This window comes from Curtobacterium sp. MCSS17_005 (assembly GCF_003234225.2).
Classification (GTDB): Bacteria; Actinomycetota; Actinomycetes; order Actinomycetales; family Microbacteriaceae; genus Curtobacterium; species Curtobacterium flaccumfaciens.
The window spans coordinates 3,696,995-3,712,425 of the sequence record NZ_CP126258.1 but is presented as its reverse complement, the minus strand read 5'-3'; the positions used below and the strand labels follow the sequence as shown (position 1 = coordinate 3,712,425).

Sequence of the window (15,431 nt, the reverse complement as noted above, 5' to 3'; positions counted from 1 at the left end):
GTGCGTACCGTCGGGGGCAACACGACAGGAGTCACGATGAGCAAGCAGCACGAGCAGCACACCCTGGTCCGCACCCTGGTCCTCGGCATCATGAGCGGCGGCCGGAGCGCCACCCCGCTCGCCGTCCTCGCACTGAACCACGACCGGTCCTCGCTGAAGGGTTCGTGGCAGCAGTGGAAGGTCTTCAGCACCCCGGTCGGCCGTGGGCTGCTCGTGGCCTCCGCCATCGGTGAGCTCATCGGCGACAAGCTGCCGAAGACCCCGAACCGCATCGCCCCCTCGGCACTGCTCGGACGTGTCGCGTCCGGTGCCCTCGCCGGTGCCGCCCTCGGCACCACGGGCAAGCGTGACCTGCGCATCGAGGGCGCGATCCTCGGTGGCGTCGGTGCCCTCGTCGGCAGCTTCGTCGGCTGGGGTGCGCGCAAGGCCCTCGGGGGTGCGGGCCTGCCCGACCCCGTCGTCGCGCTCGCCGAGGACGCCGCGACCATCGCCGGTTCCGTGAAGGTCATCACCGCCGACTGAGCGTGTCGCTCGTGCGCCGGGCGGGTCGTCGCGCTCGCCGCGGGCGCGTTTCGTGAGCAGGAACGGTCGGGTCGCACCGCCGCACCCGACCATTCCTGCTCACGATCCGCACGCTTCGGCCTACGGTGGCGTCCATGCACATCGTCGTCATCGGAGCCACCGGCCACATCGGCTCGTTCCTCGTCCCCCGTCTCGTCCGCTCGGGTCACCGGGTCGTCGCCGTCACCCGCGGCACGAGCACCCCGTACGCCGACGCCCCGGAGTGGCAGCAGGTCGAGCGGATCACCGCCGACCGCGAGCAGGAGGACCGCGACGGCACCTTCGGCAGCCGCATCGCCGCACTCGGTGCCGACGCCGTCGTCGACCTCGTCTGCTTCACCGAGTCCTCGGCCGCAGCGCTGGTCGACGCGCTCCGCGGCACCGGCACGCACCTGGTGCACTGCGGCTCGATCTGGCGCGCGGGGGTCTCGCACGTGCTGCCGATCACCGAGCAGAATGCGACCCAGCCGTTGGGTGACTACGGCGTCCAGAAGGACGCCATCGCCCGGATGCTCAAGGAAGAAACCGCATCAGGTGGTTTGGTCACGACGTCGCTGCACCCCGGTCACATCAGCGGTCCGGGCTGGACGCCGATCGGTCCGCTCGGCAACCTCGACACGTCGGTGCTGACGAAGCTGTCCGCCGGCGAACCGCTCGAGGTCCCCGGGCTCGGCGCCGAGACGATGGCACACGTGCACGCCGACGACGTCGCCCAGGCGTTCCAGCTCGCGGTCGAGCACCGCGATGCGGCGGCGGGCGAGGACTTCTTCGTCACGGCTCCGACGGCGCTCACCACGCGCGGGTACGCCCACCTGGCAGCGTCGTGGTTCGGCCAGGAGGCCCGGCTCGACCCCGTCACGTGGGACCGGTTCCGCGAGACCACGGCTCCAGAGCACGCTGACGCCAGCTGGGAGCACCTGTCCCGCAGCCAGGTCTTCAGCACCGAGAAGGCGCGTCGTCTGCTCGGCTACGCGCCGGCGTTCACCGCCGAGGAGACCGTGCTGGACGCCGTGCGCTGGCTCGTCGACCACGGTGAGCTCGAGGTCGCGAATCCCCTGGTCCGCTGAGCCCCGTGGTCAGGCCCGCTCCGGCTCGACCACGAGCCCGCGGTTCCGGTGCACGACCCAGACCGTCGCGGCGAAGCCGGCCAGCACCGCGGCGCCGGTCGTGACCGCCGTCCAGCCCCCGGCGTTCCACAGCACCGACGCCAGGGCCGAACCGATCGCGCCGCCGATGAAGTTCGAGGTGACGAAGGCCGTGTTGAGTCGGCTCCGCGCGGCCGGGTCGACCGAGAAGAGCCGGGTCTGGTTGAGCACGTTCGCGGCCTGCACGGCGACGTCGAGCAGCAGCACGGCGAGCAGCACCACGACGATCGAGTGCGCACCGATCCCGGCGACGACCAGGGAGACGAGCAGGAGCACGATCGCTCCCCCGGTGACGGGTACCGACAGTCCCCGGTCGTGCAGCCGCCCGACCCGCTGCGCCGCCACGGCACCCGCGAGCCCCACCAGGCCCACCAACCCGATGCTGCTGGTGAAGAAGTCGTAGGGGTCGCTGCTCAGCAGGAACGTCAGGGCGGTCCAGAACATCGTGAACACGGCGAACACCGACGAGCTGATCACCAGCGTGACCTGGACGGTCCGGTGGGTCCGGACGGCACGGAACACCGACAGGATGAGCTGCGGGTACGGCACCCCGCCGCGGGCCTCGAGCTCGGGGATGGCGCGCCGCAGCAGCAGGGCGAGGACCACCGCGACGACGGCGGCGAGCACGTAGATCGCACGCCACCCGAACGCGTCCGCGACCAGGCCGCTGATCGTCCGCGACACGAGGATGCCGGTGAGCACTCCGGACGCGATCGTGCCGACGACGCGTCCGCGCTGCGCGGGGTCCGCGAGGTCCCCGGCAAGCGGGATGAGGAGCTGCCCGGCGACCGTGGTCAGCCCGACCAGTGCCAGGGCGACCAGGAGCGTCGCGAAGGTCGGAGCGATCGCGGCGAGCAGCAGCGCGACGGCGGAGGCGACGAGCACCCAGGGGATGAGGCGCCGGCGATCGAGGACGTCTCCGAGCGGCACGACGAGCAGGATGCCGAGGGCGTAGCCGACCTGGGTCAGCGTGACGAGCAGCCCGGCGAGCGACGCCGAGGTGCCGAGCGACGATGCGATGTCGTCGAGCAGCGGCTGCGACCAGTACAGGTTGCCGACCGCTGCTCCCCCGGCGACGGCGAACAGCAGGGTCCGGCCCGTCGACATCGAGTGGTCGGTGCTCATGCGTCGGGTGCTCCTTCTTCCGGGAGGTCCAGCTTCTGCTGTCGACGGAACAGCGCACCCAGGTGCCACGGCCCCGGTGCGAGTCGCACGGCCGCCTCGGCCCGCACCCGGGCCTCGAGCTCGCGGTCACGGGTCAGTTCGTGGATCTCCTGCTCGGCCCGCAGCCGGAACCGCAGGCGCTGCAGGAGACCGAGCGGCGCCGCGGGTGGCGCGGTCTGCAGGGACTCGGTGTCGTTCATGCGCTCATCGCGCCCTTCCTGGTCGTGATGGTGGACAGTCGGCACGGCGGTGCGACGCGACCGGCACCGGTCTGGAGGCGCGGTGCGGGCCCGCCCCGCGCCTCCAGTCAGTGGGGTGGTCGCGACCACCGCATCAGGCGAGCTGGCGCGCCCGCTCCGCGATGCCCTCGGTCGCCGCCCACGACGCCAGCACCCGCAGGGCGTCGGCCGTCGGGCTGCCCGGCGTCGCCGGGTAGATGGTGAGCGCGAGCCCCGGGTCCTCGGCGAGCTCGAGCGTCTGGAAGTGGAGCTCGAGCGGCCCCACGACGCTGTGCCGGAATGACTTCACGCCGGCGTAGTGGCGGCGGACGTCGTGCGCTGCCCAGAGGCCGCGGAAGTCGTCGCTCCGCATCGACAGCTCGCCGATCAGCGCGGCGAGGTCCTTGTCGTTCGGCGTCCGGCCCGCTTCGCGGCGGAGGATCGCGACGTTCGTGTGCGCGGCCCGCTGCCAGTCCTGGTAGAAGTTCCGCGCCTGCGGGTCGAGGAAGATGAAGCGCGAGAAGTTCATCGGCCGCGCCGGTGCCGCGACCAGGTCCGAGTGCATCGCGAAGCCGAGCGCGTTCGCGGCGACGATGTCCTGCCGGTTGTTGATGATCATCGCCGGGGCGTCCGTGACGACGTCGAGCAGGTACTGCAGCTCGGGCCGGACGGCAGCGACGGGCACGACACGACCGGCGCGACGCGGGGTCTCGTTCTGGTGCTGCGACAGGTCGCGCAGGTGCTCCTGCTCGGCGGGGTCGAGCTGCAGGGCCCGGCCGATGGCGTCGAGCACGCTGTCCGAGACCCCCTGCAGGTTCCCGCGCTCGAGTCGCGTGTAGTAGTCGATGCTGACGCCGGCCAGGCGTGCGACCTCTTCGCGACGCAGCCCGGTGACGCGGCGCCGTGTGCCGAAGGTCTCGACGCCGGCCTGCTCGGGGGTGATGCGGGCGCGACGGCTGGAGAGGAAGTCGCGCGCTTCGTCGCGGTGGTTCATGCCGTCACGGTACTTGGCCCCATCCGGGGCGAGCGAGGGGCTGCGGGAACCCCTTTCACGTGCGCGTGAACGGGACGGAGACGATCCGGTCGTCCCCGCTCGACGGTGTCCCGCGGCCGTCGGTGTTGTTCGTGACGAACCAGAGTGTGTCCGACGGGCCCTCGAGCACCGTCCGGATGCGGCCGAAGTCACCCGCGAAGTACTCGGTCGCCGTGCCGGGGTCGTCGGCCGGGATCGCACGGAGCACCTCGCCCCGCAGGTTCGCGACGAACACCGTGTCGTCGACGACGGCGAGGCCACTCGGGGACGCCTCGTCGGTGGACCACTGCTGCACGGGGTCGACGAACCCCTGGTCCTCGCCGCCGGTGCCCTCGACCTCGGGCCAGCCGTAGTTCGACCCGGGCTCGATCACGTTGAGCTCGTCGTGGGTGTTCTCGCCGAACTCCGACGCGAACATCGTGCCGTCCGACGACCACCCCATGCCCTGCACGTTGCGGTGCCCGAGGCTCCACACCGGCGACCCGTCGACCGGGTTGTCGGCGGGGACGTCGCCGTCCGGGGTGAGCCGCAGGATCTTGCCCGCGAGTGACTCCTCGTCCTGCGCGTCCGTGCTCGCGCCGGCGTCCCCGACGCTCGCGTAGAGCATGTCGTCGGGCCCGAACGCGATCCGCCCGCCGTCGTGGAACGTGTTCTTCGGCAGGCCGTCGATGATCGTCGTCGCCTCGCCGAGCCCCCACGACCCGGTGCTCCCCGTCAGCTCGTACCGCTGGATCCGGTTGCCGTCGTCGGCCGTGGAGTACACGAACAGGTCGTCGTCGTGCAGCGCGAGCCCGAGCAGTCCGCCCTCGCCGCCGTGGCTGACTCCCTCGACTGCGCCGACCTGACGGGTGGTGCCGTCGGACCGCAGCTCGAGCACCCGGGCCGAGTCGCGCTCGCTGACCAGCGCGTCGCCGTCGTCACCCGTCAGGACCACCGACCAGGGAGCCTCCAGGCCGGTGACCACGTCGGTGGTGTCACCGTCGAGTGCCACCTGCCCCGCCGACAGGTCGGCGGGCGCGGTCGCGCGCGCCGACGGCGAGCCGCCTCGGTCGGATCCGTCCCGCTCTGCTCCGTCGCCGCTCGTGCAGGCGGTGAGGGCGAGCGCTGCGACGGCGGCGAGGCCGGCCAGCGACCAGAGGCGGCGGTTGCGGGGCGTTCCGGCGGGTGTGTCCACGATGATCCTCCCGGGGTCGTGGGTCGATCACACACGCTGCGTTCGGGAAACCCCTGAGGGGGTCTGTCGGCACCTCCCGACGGTGCGCACGGCGGCCTACCGTCGTCGGCATGCAGATCGAACCGAAGCAGCCGACCGTCAAGAACCCGCCCGAGCAGTTCACCGGCGACGTGTACCTCGACGCCATCGCCTCGCCGAAGGAGCCCGGTCAGACGATGACCGTCGCCAAGGTCCGGTTCCTGCCCGGCGCCCGCACCGCCTGGCACTCGCACGCCAAGGGCCAGACCCTGCACGTCACCGAGGGCGTCGCGCGGATGGGCACCCGGGACGGCCGCGTCATCGAGGTGCAGGCTGGACAGACCGTCTACACACCCGCCGGCGAGGAACACTGGCACGGCGCGACCCCCACCGACTACATGGAACACCTCGCGATGCTCGAGGCCGCCGACGACCCGGCGACGACCACCACCTGGCTCGAGCACGTGAGCGACGAGGAGTACACCGCATGACCACCATCGCCATCGTCGGGGCCGGCAAGGGCCTCGGTCTCGCCGTCGCCGAGCGCTTCGCCCGTGAGGGCTTCGCCGTCGCCCTGATCTCCCGCAACCAGGACCGGCTGGACGGCCTCGCCGCGGAACTGCGCGAGCACGGCCACACCGCAGCCGGGTTCGCCGCGAACGTCCGTGACGGGGACTCCCTGCGCACCGCACTCGAGCGCGCCACGGAGCAGCTCGGCCCGATCGAGGTGCTGCAGTACAGCCCGCTCCCCGCGAAGGAGTACATGCGCCCCGTCCTCGAGACCACGGCGGACGACCTGGTCGGCCCGATCGAGTTCTCGGTCTACGGCTCGGTCAACGCCGTCCGCCAGGTGCTGCCCGGCATGCGCGCCATCGGCCACGGCACGATCCTGTTCGTCAACGGCGGCAGCGCGGTCCGACCGGGCGCCCGCGTCACCGGAACGTCCGTCGCCTTCGCGGCCGAGAGCGCCTACGCGCAGCTGCTGCACGACGCCGTCCGCGACGAGGACGTCCACGTCGGCCAGCTCATCATCCCGTTCGGCATCGACGACGGGCAGCCCGAGCACTCCGGGGAGTCCATCGCCGACCGCCTGTGGGCGATCCACACGGAGCGCGGCGACTTCCGCACCTACGCGGAGGCGCTACCCGAGCTCGCGTGAGCGCGGCGCTCGCCGCTTCGTGAGCAGGAATGGTCGGGTCCGGCACAGCGACCCGACCATTCCTGCTCACCATGTGACGGACTGGAGGCCCGTGGCGACCCCGCCACGGGCCTCCCGTCCGTCCCGTGGTGCGTGCGGGGCGATGGGTCCCGAGTCGTAGGCGGGACACCAGAGCGCCGCGCTGCTCGACGCTTCCGCTACCGTCGCGGCGTGGACCCACGAGCCTTCGACGGTGCGGCCTGGGCAGCCCTGATGCTGCTCATGCCGACGTCGGTGCTGTTCGTCGCAGCGGCACTCCGTCGACTCCGGCTCCCCTGCTGGACGTGGCCGCTGTACCTGCTCGGCGTCGCAGGCGGACTCGTGCTCCTGCACGTCGCCGGGCACACCCGGTACGAAGCACCGGACACCGGATCCGGATCGAACTGGTGGGACTTCGGGCAGTTCGTCGGGCTCGGCCTCGGGCGGATCGGCGTCGGCATCAACGCGGTCGCGGCGACGGCGTGGATGCTGCGACGTCCTCGGCTGCCCGACGACCAGCTCGACCGACGTGAGAACCGCCTGGTCGTCCTGTCCTACCTGGCGATGGCGGTGGCGTCCGCGCTGCCAGCGATCTGGTGGGGCATCGGTCTCGGGATCGTGCCACTCCTGATCGAACTGCCGATCGTGGTGGCGGGATGGGTCTGCCTGGCGGTGGCGGTGGTCCTGTACCGCCGCCGGATCCTCGGGGTGCCGGGAGCCGACCGCTCCCTCGGGCCCGTGTGGCCTGTCGACGCGATCGTGGTCGCCTGGCTCGTGGGGACGCTGGCCGTCGGCCCGCTGTTCGCCGGGAGCGGTCTGCCAACCACTTCGTGAGCAGAAGACGTCGAGTCCGAGCAGCCGAGTCGACATCTTCTGCTCACCAAGCGAAGCGGAGCGCACGAGGCAGCGCGCGCGTCAGTGCGCCCGTCGCACCGCCACCCGCCGCCGACCACGCGAGGTCAGCCACGCCCCGGCCGTCACCACGAGGGGCAGGCCGATCGCGAGCAGCGCCAGCACCGGCCAGTCCGGCACGAACGGCATGTGGTTCACCCCGACCGGACTCTCGGTGAAGCGCAGGGTCAGGGCGCGGATCGGCAGGAGTCCGAGGAGCGTCCCGATCACCGAGCCGACCGTGGCCAGGATCGCCGCCTGCCAGGTCGACACCCCTCGGCGCAGGCGCGGTGCGGCACCGATGGCGTCGAGCACTTCGTCGTCCCGCCGGCCGTCGGACCGTGCGAGTCCGATCGCCACCGCCGTCGCACCGATCGTGACGGCCGCGGCCAGTGCGAGCACGATCGCCCGGATGATCGCCTCGTTGTCGGTGGGGCCGGCTTCGTACATGAACGACGGGCCGCTCCACCGTGCACGGTCGTCGCCGCCGAAGCTCTGCCACGCCGAGCTCAGCTCGTCCGCCTGTGCCGGGTCGAGGTCGTGCGGCAGCGTCGTGACGAGCATGCCGTCGACCACGGGCACGCCGTACTGCTCGGCGGTCGCCTTCGTCATGAAGACGCCGACCTGGATCCGCGGGGTCTGCACGTCGAGCACGGCGGGGATCGAGACGCTGGCCGCCGGTCGGCTCCGCTCGGTGATGGGCTCGCTCTCCCACGTCCGGTCGTGGAAGGTGTCGACGCGGACCGCGCCGTCGTGGGCGTACTCGGGCCAGAGCGACACCGCGCGCCCGCCCTCGAGCGCGTCCCGCACGGCGGCGGACGGCCGGTGCCCGGTCAGCACGGCGTAGTCGTCGACGGTCCCCGTCCAGATGTGCGGGCTCGACATGCTCGCCGTGTCCAGGTAGTACGAGCAGCTCGTCGTGTCGTTCGCGGGGCAGTCGTACGCGCTCCAGCGGTGCGGGATCGTGACGGTCGACGGGCTGTCGCCCGGCTGCTCCTGCGCGACACCGAGCACCCGGATGCGGTCCTGGTCGAAGACCCCGGACACCACCTTCGCGGCGTGGGACGTCAGCTTCGCGTCGTGGCGACCGGTACTGCCGCCGTCCTTCGTCTCGGTCTGCACCTCGGCCGTCGCGACCCCGACCGCGGTGGAGTACTCGTAGCCACGGACGTACTGGGCCTGACTCGACGCACTCCACGTGATCACGACCGACGCCACGAACACGACGCTCATCACGCTCGCCAGCACGGGTACCGTGCGGACCGGGTTGCGGCGGGCGTCGCGGGCGGCGAGCCGTGCGGACAGCCCCGCGCGGGCGGTGAGTCGGGTAACCAGGGCGAGCAGCCACGGCGAGCAGATGGCGATGCCGAGCTGCATCAGGCACGGCCCGATCGCGACGCCGGCACCGACGACGTAGGCCCACCGGTCGTGCTGCACCGGGCGGTCGTTGAGCATGAGCACCCCGACACCGCATGCCATCGTCATCACGGCGCCGAGGACCATGAGCAGTGGGCCCCAGATGCGCCGACGACGGCGGGCCGGACGGCTGACGGGCACCGGACGGAGCGAGCCCCGCAGTGCCGCGAGCACGTTGATCCGGGTCGCCGACCGTGCGGCGACGAGCGCGGAGACGAGTCCGGCGAGCACCCCGGCGGCGGCGATGGACAGCAGCAGGAGCGGCGGCACGTGCAACCCGGGGAACGACGCCACGTTGCCGTTGTCGATCAGTCGGTAGGCGAGCACGCCGATCCCGGTGCCGGCGGCGACCCCGAGGACCGCGCCGACGAGCCCGAGCACCAGGCCCGACCCGGCGACGATCGTGCGGACGAACCGCTTGTCGCCGCCAACGCTCGTGACGATGGCGTACGAGCGGGTGTCCGCCCGGGTGCCTACCAGGAACGCGGCCCCGGCGAGCAGGGCGACCTCGAACATCGCGAAGACGCCGAGCAGTCCCATCGCCCCGAGGTACCAGCCGAGCGTCGAGCCCAGCTGCCCACCGGGGAGCCGGGCGTCCGGCGGGTCGAGCACGACCGGACGCGACTGCACGATGATGCCGTGCGCGTTGAGCTGCCGGATCTCCGACCACGTCGGGGCGTCCGACGGCAGGTACACGGTGACGTCGGTGAGCCCGACGTCGTCGGTGGTGTCGGTCGTCGAGAGCGTCGTGCCCCATGGCAGGAACACCCCCTGCGTCCCGGGGTCCGTCCCCAGGTCGGTCATGGTCCCGGTGATCGTGAAGCGCTTGGTGACCGGGTCGGTCAGGTCCACCGTGTCGCCGATCCGCGCCCCGAGGCGGTCGAGCGTGGCCGGCGTGACCATGAGTTCACTGCGCGTGGTCGGCGCGGAACCGTCGAGCACGTGCCAGTGGCCCTCGAGCGACGGGTCCCAGACACTGCCCTCCACGGCGGTCAGTCCGACGGGGCCGTGCGCACCCTGCACCACGACGGGCGTGCTGCCGACCGGGATCGACAGGGCGCCCTCGGGCACGTGGGCCAGGACGTTGGTGAACGGTGAGTCCTCGTCCGACTTCGTGACGGGACTGTTCCGCTTCGAGTCGGTGAACTGCCACTGCACCGGGTCCTGCACCATGCCGGGCAGGTCCGGGCCGGACACCCGCATCTGCGCCGATGCCTGGCCGAGGTCGTAGTCGAGCCGCTCGGTCGCGGTGGCCTGTGTGGACTGCACCACGACGGCGACGGCGGCGAACCCGGCGGTGGGGACCCCGATGAGCGCGATGATCAGTGCCGCGCGGCCCGCCTTCGCGAACGCCAGCCGACGCCCCAGACGGAGCGCCGGTCGGAGGGCGAACGGCGTCCGGCCGGTCCCGGCACGCCGACCCCGGCTCACGAGGCGGTCCGGTCCGTCAGCGCCGCCTCGACGCCCGAGTACACGGTCTCGTCGACCACCCGACCGTCGCGCAGGAACACGATCCGGTCCGCCCAGGCCGCGTGCCGGGCGTCGTGGGTCACCAGGAGGGCGCCGGCTCCGGCGTCGACGTGCCGACGGAGCATGCGGAGCACGACCTCGCCGGTCTGCGAGTCGAGGGCTCCGGTCGGTTCGTCGGCGAGCACGAGCCGGCGCTCGCCCACCACGCCGCGGGCGATCGCGACGCGCTGCTGCTGGCCGCCGGACAGGTCGTCCGGGTAGGCGTCGGCGCGGTGCGACAGCTCGACGTTGTCCAGCGCGAGCTCCGCGGCGCGGCGGGCCTGCGAGGCCTTCCACCCGTCCAGCTCGAGCGGCAGTGCCACGTTCTCGACCGCGGTCAGCGATGGGATCAGGTTGAAGTCCTGGAACACGAACCCGATGAGCCGGCGCCGTAGCGCTGCGAGCTCCTTGGCGGGACGGTCGGACACGAAGGCACCGTCGATCAACACCTCACCGCTCGTCGGCGGCAGCAGGGTGCCGGCGCAGGCGAGCAGCGTCGACTTGCCCGACCCCGAGGTGCCCATCACGGCCACCATCTCGCCGCGCTCGACCCGCAGGTCAATGCCGGCCAGGGCGGTGACGGCCTTCGCGCCGGAGCCGTAGTGCACGCTCACGGCGTCGAGCTGCAGGAGCGGTGCGGCGGTCACCGCGCGCTCCGGGGAGCGGAAGCGGCAGCGGAGGCGTCGGTACTGGCAGGCGCCGCCGGGTGTTCGTCCGGCCGGTACCGCGCGACACTCGACTCCACGTGGTCGAGCCAGCGCACCTCGGCCTCGGCCTGGAACACCATCGACTCGAGCACGAGCGACCACGCCAGGTCCGTCGACGGGTCGGTCGTGCGCTTCAGCCGGGTCAGGTCCTGCAGGTTCCGGATCGCGGCACCGCGCTGCACCTGCACCAGCCGCGCGACGTCGACCCCGGGCACGGTCACGGCCAGGGCGAACTTGATCGCCAGCTCGTCGCGGCCGCGCTTGGCCGGCACGGGTTCGCTGAACCAGCGGTCCACCTCGGCGTGTCCCGCGTCGGTCGCCGTGTAGACGACGTGTCCGTCGTCGTCGGCGTCACCGCGGGCCACGAGGCCGTCGCGTTCCAGGCGGTCCAGGGTCGTGTAGACCTGGCCGATGTTCAGCGGCCAGCTCCCGCCGGTGCGGTGCTCGAACTCCCCCCGGAGCTGGTAGCCGTAACCGGGTCCCCCCACCAGCAGCGCGAGTACGCCCATCCGAACGCTCATGACACTTCCCCTGTCTCGGGCCACCGTGGCCATACTGAGTATGCACATACCCGGTATGCCTGCGCAAGCACGGATCTGGACAGGGCAGAAATACGAACGGGAGGCGCGGTGCCAGCTGGCACCGCGCCTCCCGTCCGACCGGTCGTCGCGTTCGCGACCCGCGGTCGCGTCGGGTCAGTGACCCAGCTTCGCCAGCTCCTCGAACTCGTCGTCGGTCAGCTCGACGGTGGCACCGGCGAGGTTGTCCTCCAGGTGCGCGACGCTCGACGTGCCGGGGATCGGCAGCATCACCGGGGAGCGCTTGAGCAGCCAGGCGAGCGCGAGCTGCGCCGGGGTGGCACCCTTGCGCTCGGCGATCTCGGTGAGCGGCGAGTCCTCACCGGTCAGGCCACCCGTGGCCAGGGGGAACCACGGGATGAAGCCGATGCCCTGCTGCTCGGACCAGTCGAGCAGCTCCTCGGCGTCACGCTTCTGCAGGTTGTAGAGGTTCTGCACGGAGACGATCGTGGCGATCTCCTGTGCGGCCTTGACCTCGTCGACGGAGACCTCGGACAGGCCGATGTGGCGGATCTTGCCCTCGTCCTGCAGCTTCTTCAGCTCGCCGACCTGGTCCTCGAGCGGGACCTTCGGGTCGATGCGGTGCAGCTGGAACAGGTCGATGCGCTCGAGGCCCAGGCGGCGAAGGCTCATCTCGGCCTCTTGCCGGAGGTACTCCGGGCGGCCGACGGGCGGCCAGACGTTCGGGCCGGTGCGGGTGAGGCCGGCCTTCGTGGCGATGACGACGTCGTCGCCGTAGGGGTGCAGGGCCTCCTTGAGGAGCTCCTCGGCGACGTAGGGGCCGTACGAGTCGGCGGTGTCGAAGAAGTTCACGCCGAGCTCGACGGCACGCTTGAGGACGCGGATCGCCTCGTCGTGGTCCTTCGGCGGTCCCCAGACGCCGGGGCCCGTGAGCTGCATGGTGCCGTAGCCGAGCCGGTTGACCTCGAGGTCGCCGCCGATGCGGAAGGTGCCGGAGGACGCGGCCGGACGGTTCGTGGTGTCAGTGCCTGTGGTCATGACCCCGGTCTACGCCCGGTGCGTTGCCGGTCCCTGAGTCGGTGTCCCCCGACCGCTCCCCGGGTTCGCAGGGTCTACGGACGGGTGGGCCGCGGGTACGGGGTCTCGCCGCGTTCGAGTCCGCCGACGAGCTTGGTGAGCCGGTTCGTCCGCACCGTGGCGTTCGGGGCGGTGGTGATGCGGTGCAGCACGGCGTACCGGTTCGTGGCGTCGAGCTCGGCGAACAGCGCGGCGGCTGCGGGGGCGGCGTCGAGCGCGGCCTGCAGGTCCTCGGGCACCGTGGCCGTTGCCGAGCCGGCGTAGGCGCGGTCCCACCGGCCGTCACCCTTCGCGCGCTCGATCTCGGCGTGCCCGCGCTCCCGCATCCGCCCCTCGGCGATGAGTGCCGCGACCAGGCCGAGGTTCCGCTGCGACCACAGCGAGGCCTTCCGGCGCGGGGTGAACCGCTGGCGGTAGGTGGTGTCGTCGCGCCCGCGCCGCTGCCCGTCGATCCACCCGGAGCACAGCGCTTCGTCGAGGGCCGTGTCGTAGGTCAGCGTCGTCGGTTCCGTGACGCCCTTCTTGGCGAGGACGAGCCACACCCCGTCGGGTTCGTGCTCGTGGTCGTCGAGCCACGCGCGCCACGCGGCGACGTCCGGCAGCACCAGGTCGACGATGTCCATGCGGTCATCGTAGGACCGGCCGGCGACGGGCCGGGGCGAGTTTTCGCGCTGCGCGACAGTTCACGGGGTGCAGGACGCGTGAAGTGTCGCTGGGGCCGAAACCCGGACCGCGCGCCGTCCCCGGGCCGCGGGTCAGGCCGCGCTGCTGCTGATCCGGGTCGCGCTCGCCCAGTCGTGCACCCAGTCGGGCAGGGTCAGGTCGCGGTCGGCCCCACCCGCCGCCTCGAGCAGGTCCGCGGTCGGCACGGTCCCGCCGGAACGCCGCAGGAACCGGGCCTGCACCACGGCGCGGGCCATCACGGCACCCTGTCGCACGAACGTCTGCTCCAGGTACACGGCACGGTCGTCGACCCCGAGCACGTGGGTGCGGAGCTCGAACCGCTGCCCGAGCGTCAGCGACCGCTTGTACGTGATCGTCTGCGCCGAGACGACGGGGTACCAGCCGTGCTCGGCCAGCGCGGCCCAGTAGCCGGAGCGGAGCATCAGGTCGAGCCGACCGAGGTCGAGCATCGACAGGTACTTGCCGTTGTTGACGTGGCGCAGCGGGTCCAGGTCGGTCGGGACCACCCGGAACGGCGTCCGCACCTCGTCCCAGAGCGACGCCCGGCGGCGCCCACCCACCCGAGCGCGCAGACGGGTGCGCAGCTGCAGCAGGAGCAGTCGGAAGTACAGGTTCACGAGACGATCACACCAGTGCGCGGAGCAATCGTGCGAGCACCTTGGAGGAACCTCACGAAGCGCGCGGCCGTCTGCCGACACACGACCAGCCGCTCCCGACAATCGGCAACCGGTGGGGTCGAGCTGTTCAGCCGGGGAAGCCGCCGCCGGCGCCCGTGATCCCGGGGTGTGCGGATTTGGCGAGCCCCTCGGTCCTGGAGTGCGCCGCATCGGCTTCAGCCGTGGCGCGTGCGCTGTCACGCGGATCCGACAGGTCTTCGATCGCCTCGAGCGCCCGCCGCCGGCGGCGGTTCTGCACCTCGAGCACGACGAGCAGGGCGCCGAGCACGACGACCACGGCGATGACGATCCAGATGATGACCACGGCACTCCCCCGAGCCCGGGGCGCCTGCCCCGTCGCTCGCAGCGTAGTGGTGCGGAGGCGGGTACAGCCAGTGCCTCCCGCCGTCAGGGGGACCGGGAGTAGACCTGCAGCATGCAGACACGCAAGCTCGCAGACCTCGAGGTCGGCCCGATCGGCCTCGGAACCATGGGCATGAGCGCCTTCTACACGGGCGCCGGCACCGACGACGACGAGTCGATCCGCACCATCCACCGCGCGATCGACCTCGGCGTCACCCTGTTCGACACCGCCGAGGCGTACGGCCCCTACACGAACGAGGAACTCCTGCGCCGTGCGCTCGAGGGCCGTCGCGACGACGTCGTCATCGCGACCAAGTTCGGCCTGTACCACCACGAGGCCGGTGAGGAGACGCCCGCGCAGCAGCGCGGGATCTCCAGCCAGCCCGAGTCCGTGCGCGAGGCCCTCGAAGGCTCCCTCCGTCGCCTGGGCACGGACCACATCGACCTCTACTACCAGCACCGCGTCGACCCGGCCGTCCCGATCGAGGACGTCATCGGCCAGCTCGCCGGCTTCGTGCAGGAGGGCAAGATCCGACACATCGGACTGTCCGAGGCCGGCGCCGAGACCATCCGCAAGGCCCACGCCGTCCACCCGATCACCGCGCTGCAGAGCGAGTACTCGCTGTGGACGCGGGACCCCGAGGGCGACGTGCTCGACACCCTGCGCGAACTCGGCATCGGCCTGGTCCCCTACTCGCCGCTCGGCCGCGGGTTCCTGACCGGTGCCATCACGAAGCCGTCCGACCTGGACTCCGACGACTTCCGCCTGGCGAACCCCCGCTTCCAGCAGGAGGCGTTCGAGCAGAACATGCGCATCGTCGACGCGGTCAAGGAGATCGCCACCGAGGCCGGCGCCACCCCGGCGCAGGTGTCGCTCGCCTGGCTGCTGGCCCAGGGCGACGACATCGTCCCGATTCCCGGCACGAAGCGGGTCTCCCGCCTCGAGGAGAACGTCGGCGCAGCCGACCTGACCCTCACGGCGGACCAGCTGTCGCGCCTGTCGGCGCTGCCGGTCCCGACCGGTGACCGCTACCCCGACATGTCGACCATCGGCCGGTAGACGCGACCGGTTGACGGCCTGGAGGCCCGTGGCGGATCC

At 72.0% G+C, this 15,431-nt stretch carries 17 protein-coding genes; 6 read left to right on the top strand and 11 right to left on the bottom strand.

What is annotated here, in order from left to right; all coding sequences use genetic code 11:
• The first annotated feature begins 36 nt into the window (after positions 1-36).
• Positions 37-522, top strand: a complete 486-nt coding sequence (locus DEJ20_RS17800) for a DUF4126 family protein (RefSeq protein ID WP_163342984.1) — start codon at positions 37-39, stop codon at positions 520-522.
• Positions 523-656: 134 nt separating this feature from the next.
• Entirely contained in the window at positions 657-1,628 is a 972-nt protein-coding gene (locus tag DEJ20_RS17795) for an NAD-dependent epimerase/dehydratase family protein (RefSeq protein ID WP_111234527.1), read from the top strand.
• A gap of 9 nt (positions 1,629-1,637) precedes the next feature.
• Here DEJ20_RS17795 and DEJ20_RS17790 read toward each other — a convergent pair whose 3' ends face one another.
• From DEJ20_RS17790 to DEJ20_RS17775, 4 genes are all read right to left on the bottom strand, one after another.
• Positions 1,638-2,831, bottom strand: a complete 1,194-nt coding sequence (locus DEJ20_RS17790) for an MFS transporter (protein WP_111234528.1) — start codon at positions 2,829-2,831, stop codon at positions 1,638-1,640.
• Complete coding sequence (locus tag DEJ20_RS17785; protein WP_111028871.1) at positions 2,828-3,070, bottom strand: hypothetical protein; 243 nt, start codon at positions 3,068-3,070, stop codon at positions 2,828-2,830. Before DEJ20_RS17785 ends, DEJ20_RS17790 begins: the two co-directional genes overlap by 4 nt.
• A gap of 133 nt (positions 3,071-3,203) precedes the next feature.
• Entirely contained in the window at positions 3,204-4,082 is an 879-nt protein-coding gene (locus DEJ20_RS17780) for a helix-turn-helix transcriptional regulator (protein WP_027466864.1), read from the bottom strand.
• Between the two features lie 55 nt (positions 4,083-4,137).
• Positions 4,138-5,295: a PQQ-dependent sugar dehydrogenase gene (locus DEJ20_RS17775; protein WP_111234529.1), complete on the bottom strand. Its 1,158-nt coding sequence runs from the start codon at positions 5,293-5,295 to the stop codon at positions 4,138-4,140.
• A gap of 110 nt (positions 5,296-5,405) precedes the next feature.
• Between DEJ20_RS17775 and DEJ20_RS17770 the strand changes: the two genes are divergently transcribed.
• From DEJ20_RS17770 to DEJ20_RS17760, 3 genes are all read left to right on the top strand, one after another.
• Positions 5,406-5,804 (top strand): (R)-mandelonitrile lyase, encoded by a 399-nt coding sequence (locus tag DEJ20_RS17770; RefSeq protein ID WP_071248546.1) that lies wholly within the window; start codon positions 5,406-5,408, stop codon positions 5,802-5,804.
• A complete protein-coding gene (locus DEJ20_RS17765) occupies positions 5,801-6,472 on the top strand; it encodes an SDR family NAD(P)-dependent oxidoreductase (RefSeq protein WP_111099655.1) in 672 nt (223 codons plus the stop codon). The genes DEJ20_RS17770 and DEJ20_RS17765 overlap by 4 nt, the downstream gene beginning before the upstream one ends.
• Positions 6,473-6,682: 210 nt before the next feature.
• A complete protein-coding gene (locus DEJ20_RS17760; RefSeq protein WP_111234530.1) occupies positions 6,683-7,324 on the top strand; it encodes a hypothetical protein in 642 nt (213 codons plus the stop codon).
• An 81-nt stretch (positions 7,325-7,405) separates the two neighbouring features.
• On the opposite strand, the gene DEJ20_RS17755 is transcribed toward DEJ20_RS17760, so the two are convergent.
• The 7 genes from DEJ20_RS17755 to DEJ20_RS17725 form a co-directional block, all read right to left on the bottom strand.
• Entirely contained in the window at positions 7,406-10,228 is a 2,823-nt protein-coding gene (locus tag DEJ20_RS17755) for an ABC transporter permease (RefSeq protein WP_111234531.1), read from the bottom strand.
• Positions 10,225-10,953 carry an ABC transporter ATP-binding protein gene (locus tag DEJ20_RS17750; protein WP_027466859.1) on the bottom strand — a complete coding sequence of 243 codons (729 nt, stop codon included), beginning with the start codon at positions 10,951-10,953 and terminating at the stop codon, positions 10,225-10,227. The genes DEJ20_RS17755 and DEJ20_RS17750 overlap by 4 nt, the downstream gene beginning before the upstream one ends.
• On the bottom strand, positions 10,950-11,534 hold the full coding sequence (locus DEJ20_RS17745) for a PadR family transcriptional regulator (protein ID WP_258377085.1): 585 nt from the start codon (positions 11,532-11,534) through the stop codon (positions 10,950-10,952). Before DEJ20_RS17745 ends, DEJ20_RS17750 begins: the two co-directional genes overlap by 4 nt.
• 174 nt (positions 11,535-11,708) lie before the next feature.
• Positions 11,709-12,590 (bottom strand): aldo/keto reductase, encoded by an 882-nt coding sequence (locus DEJ20_RS17740; RefSeq protein ID WP_110859382.1) that lies wholly within the window; start codon positions 12,588-12,590, stop codon positions 11,709-11,711.
• A 74-nt stretch (positions 12,591-12,664) separates the two neighbouring features.
• Positions 12,665-13,252, bottom strand: coding sequence for a YdeI/OmpD-associated family protein (locus DEJ20_RS17735; protein WP_027466857.1), 588 nt, complete (start codon positions 13,250-13,252; stop codon positions 12,665-12,667).
• 132 nt (positions 13,253-13,384) lie between these two features.
• The gene (locus DEJ20_RS17730) at positions 13,385-13,930 is read right to left on the bottom strand and encodes an acyl-CoA thioesterase (RefSeq protein ID WP_111234533.1); all 546 of its coding nucleotides are present in this window, start codon (positions 13,928-13,930) and stop codon (positions 13,385-13,387) included.
• A gap of 127 nt (positions 13,931-14,057) precedes the next feature.
• A complete protein-coding gene (locus DEJ20_RS17725; RefSeq protein ID WP_111234534.1) occupies positions 14,058-14,294 on the bottom strand; it encodes a hypothetical protein in 237 nt (78 codons plus the stop codon).
• A 111-nt stretch (positions 14,295-14,405) separates the two neighbouring features.
• On the opposite strand from DEJ20_RS17725, the gene DEJ20_RS17720 reads away from it, so the two are divergent.
• Entirely contained in the window at positions 14,406-15,392 is a 987-nt protein-coding gene (locus tag DEJ20_RS17720) for an aldo/keto reductase (protein ID WP_111234535.1), read from the top strand.
• Positions 15,393-15,431: the final 39 nt, after the last annotated feature.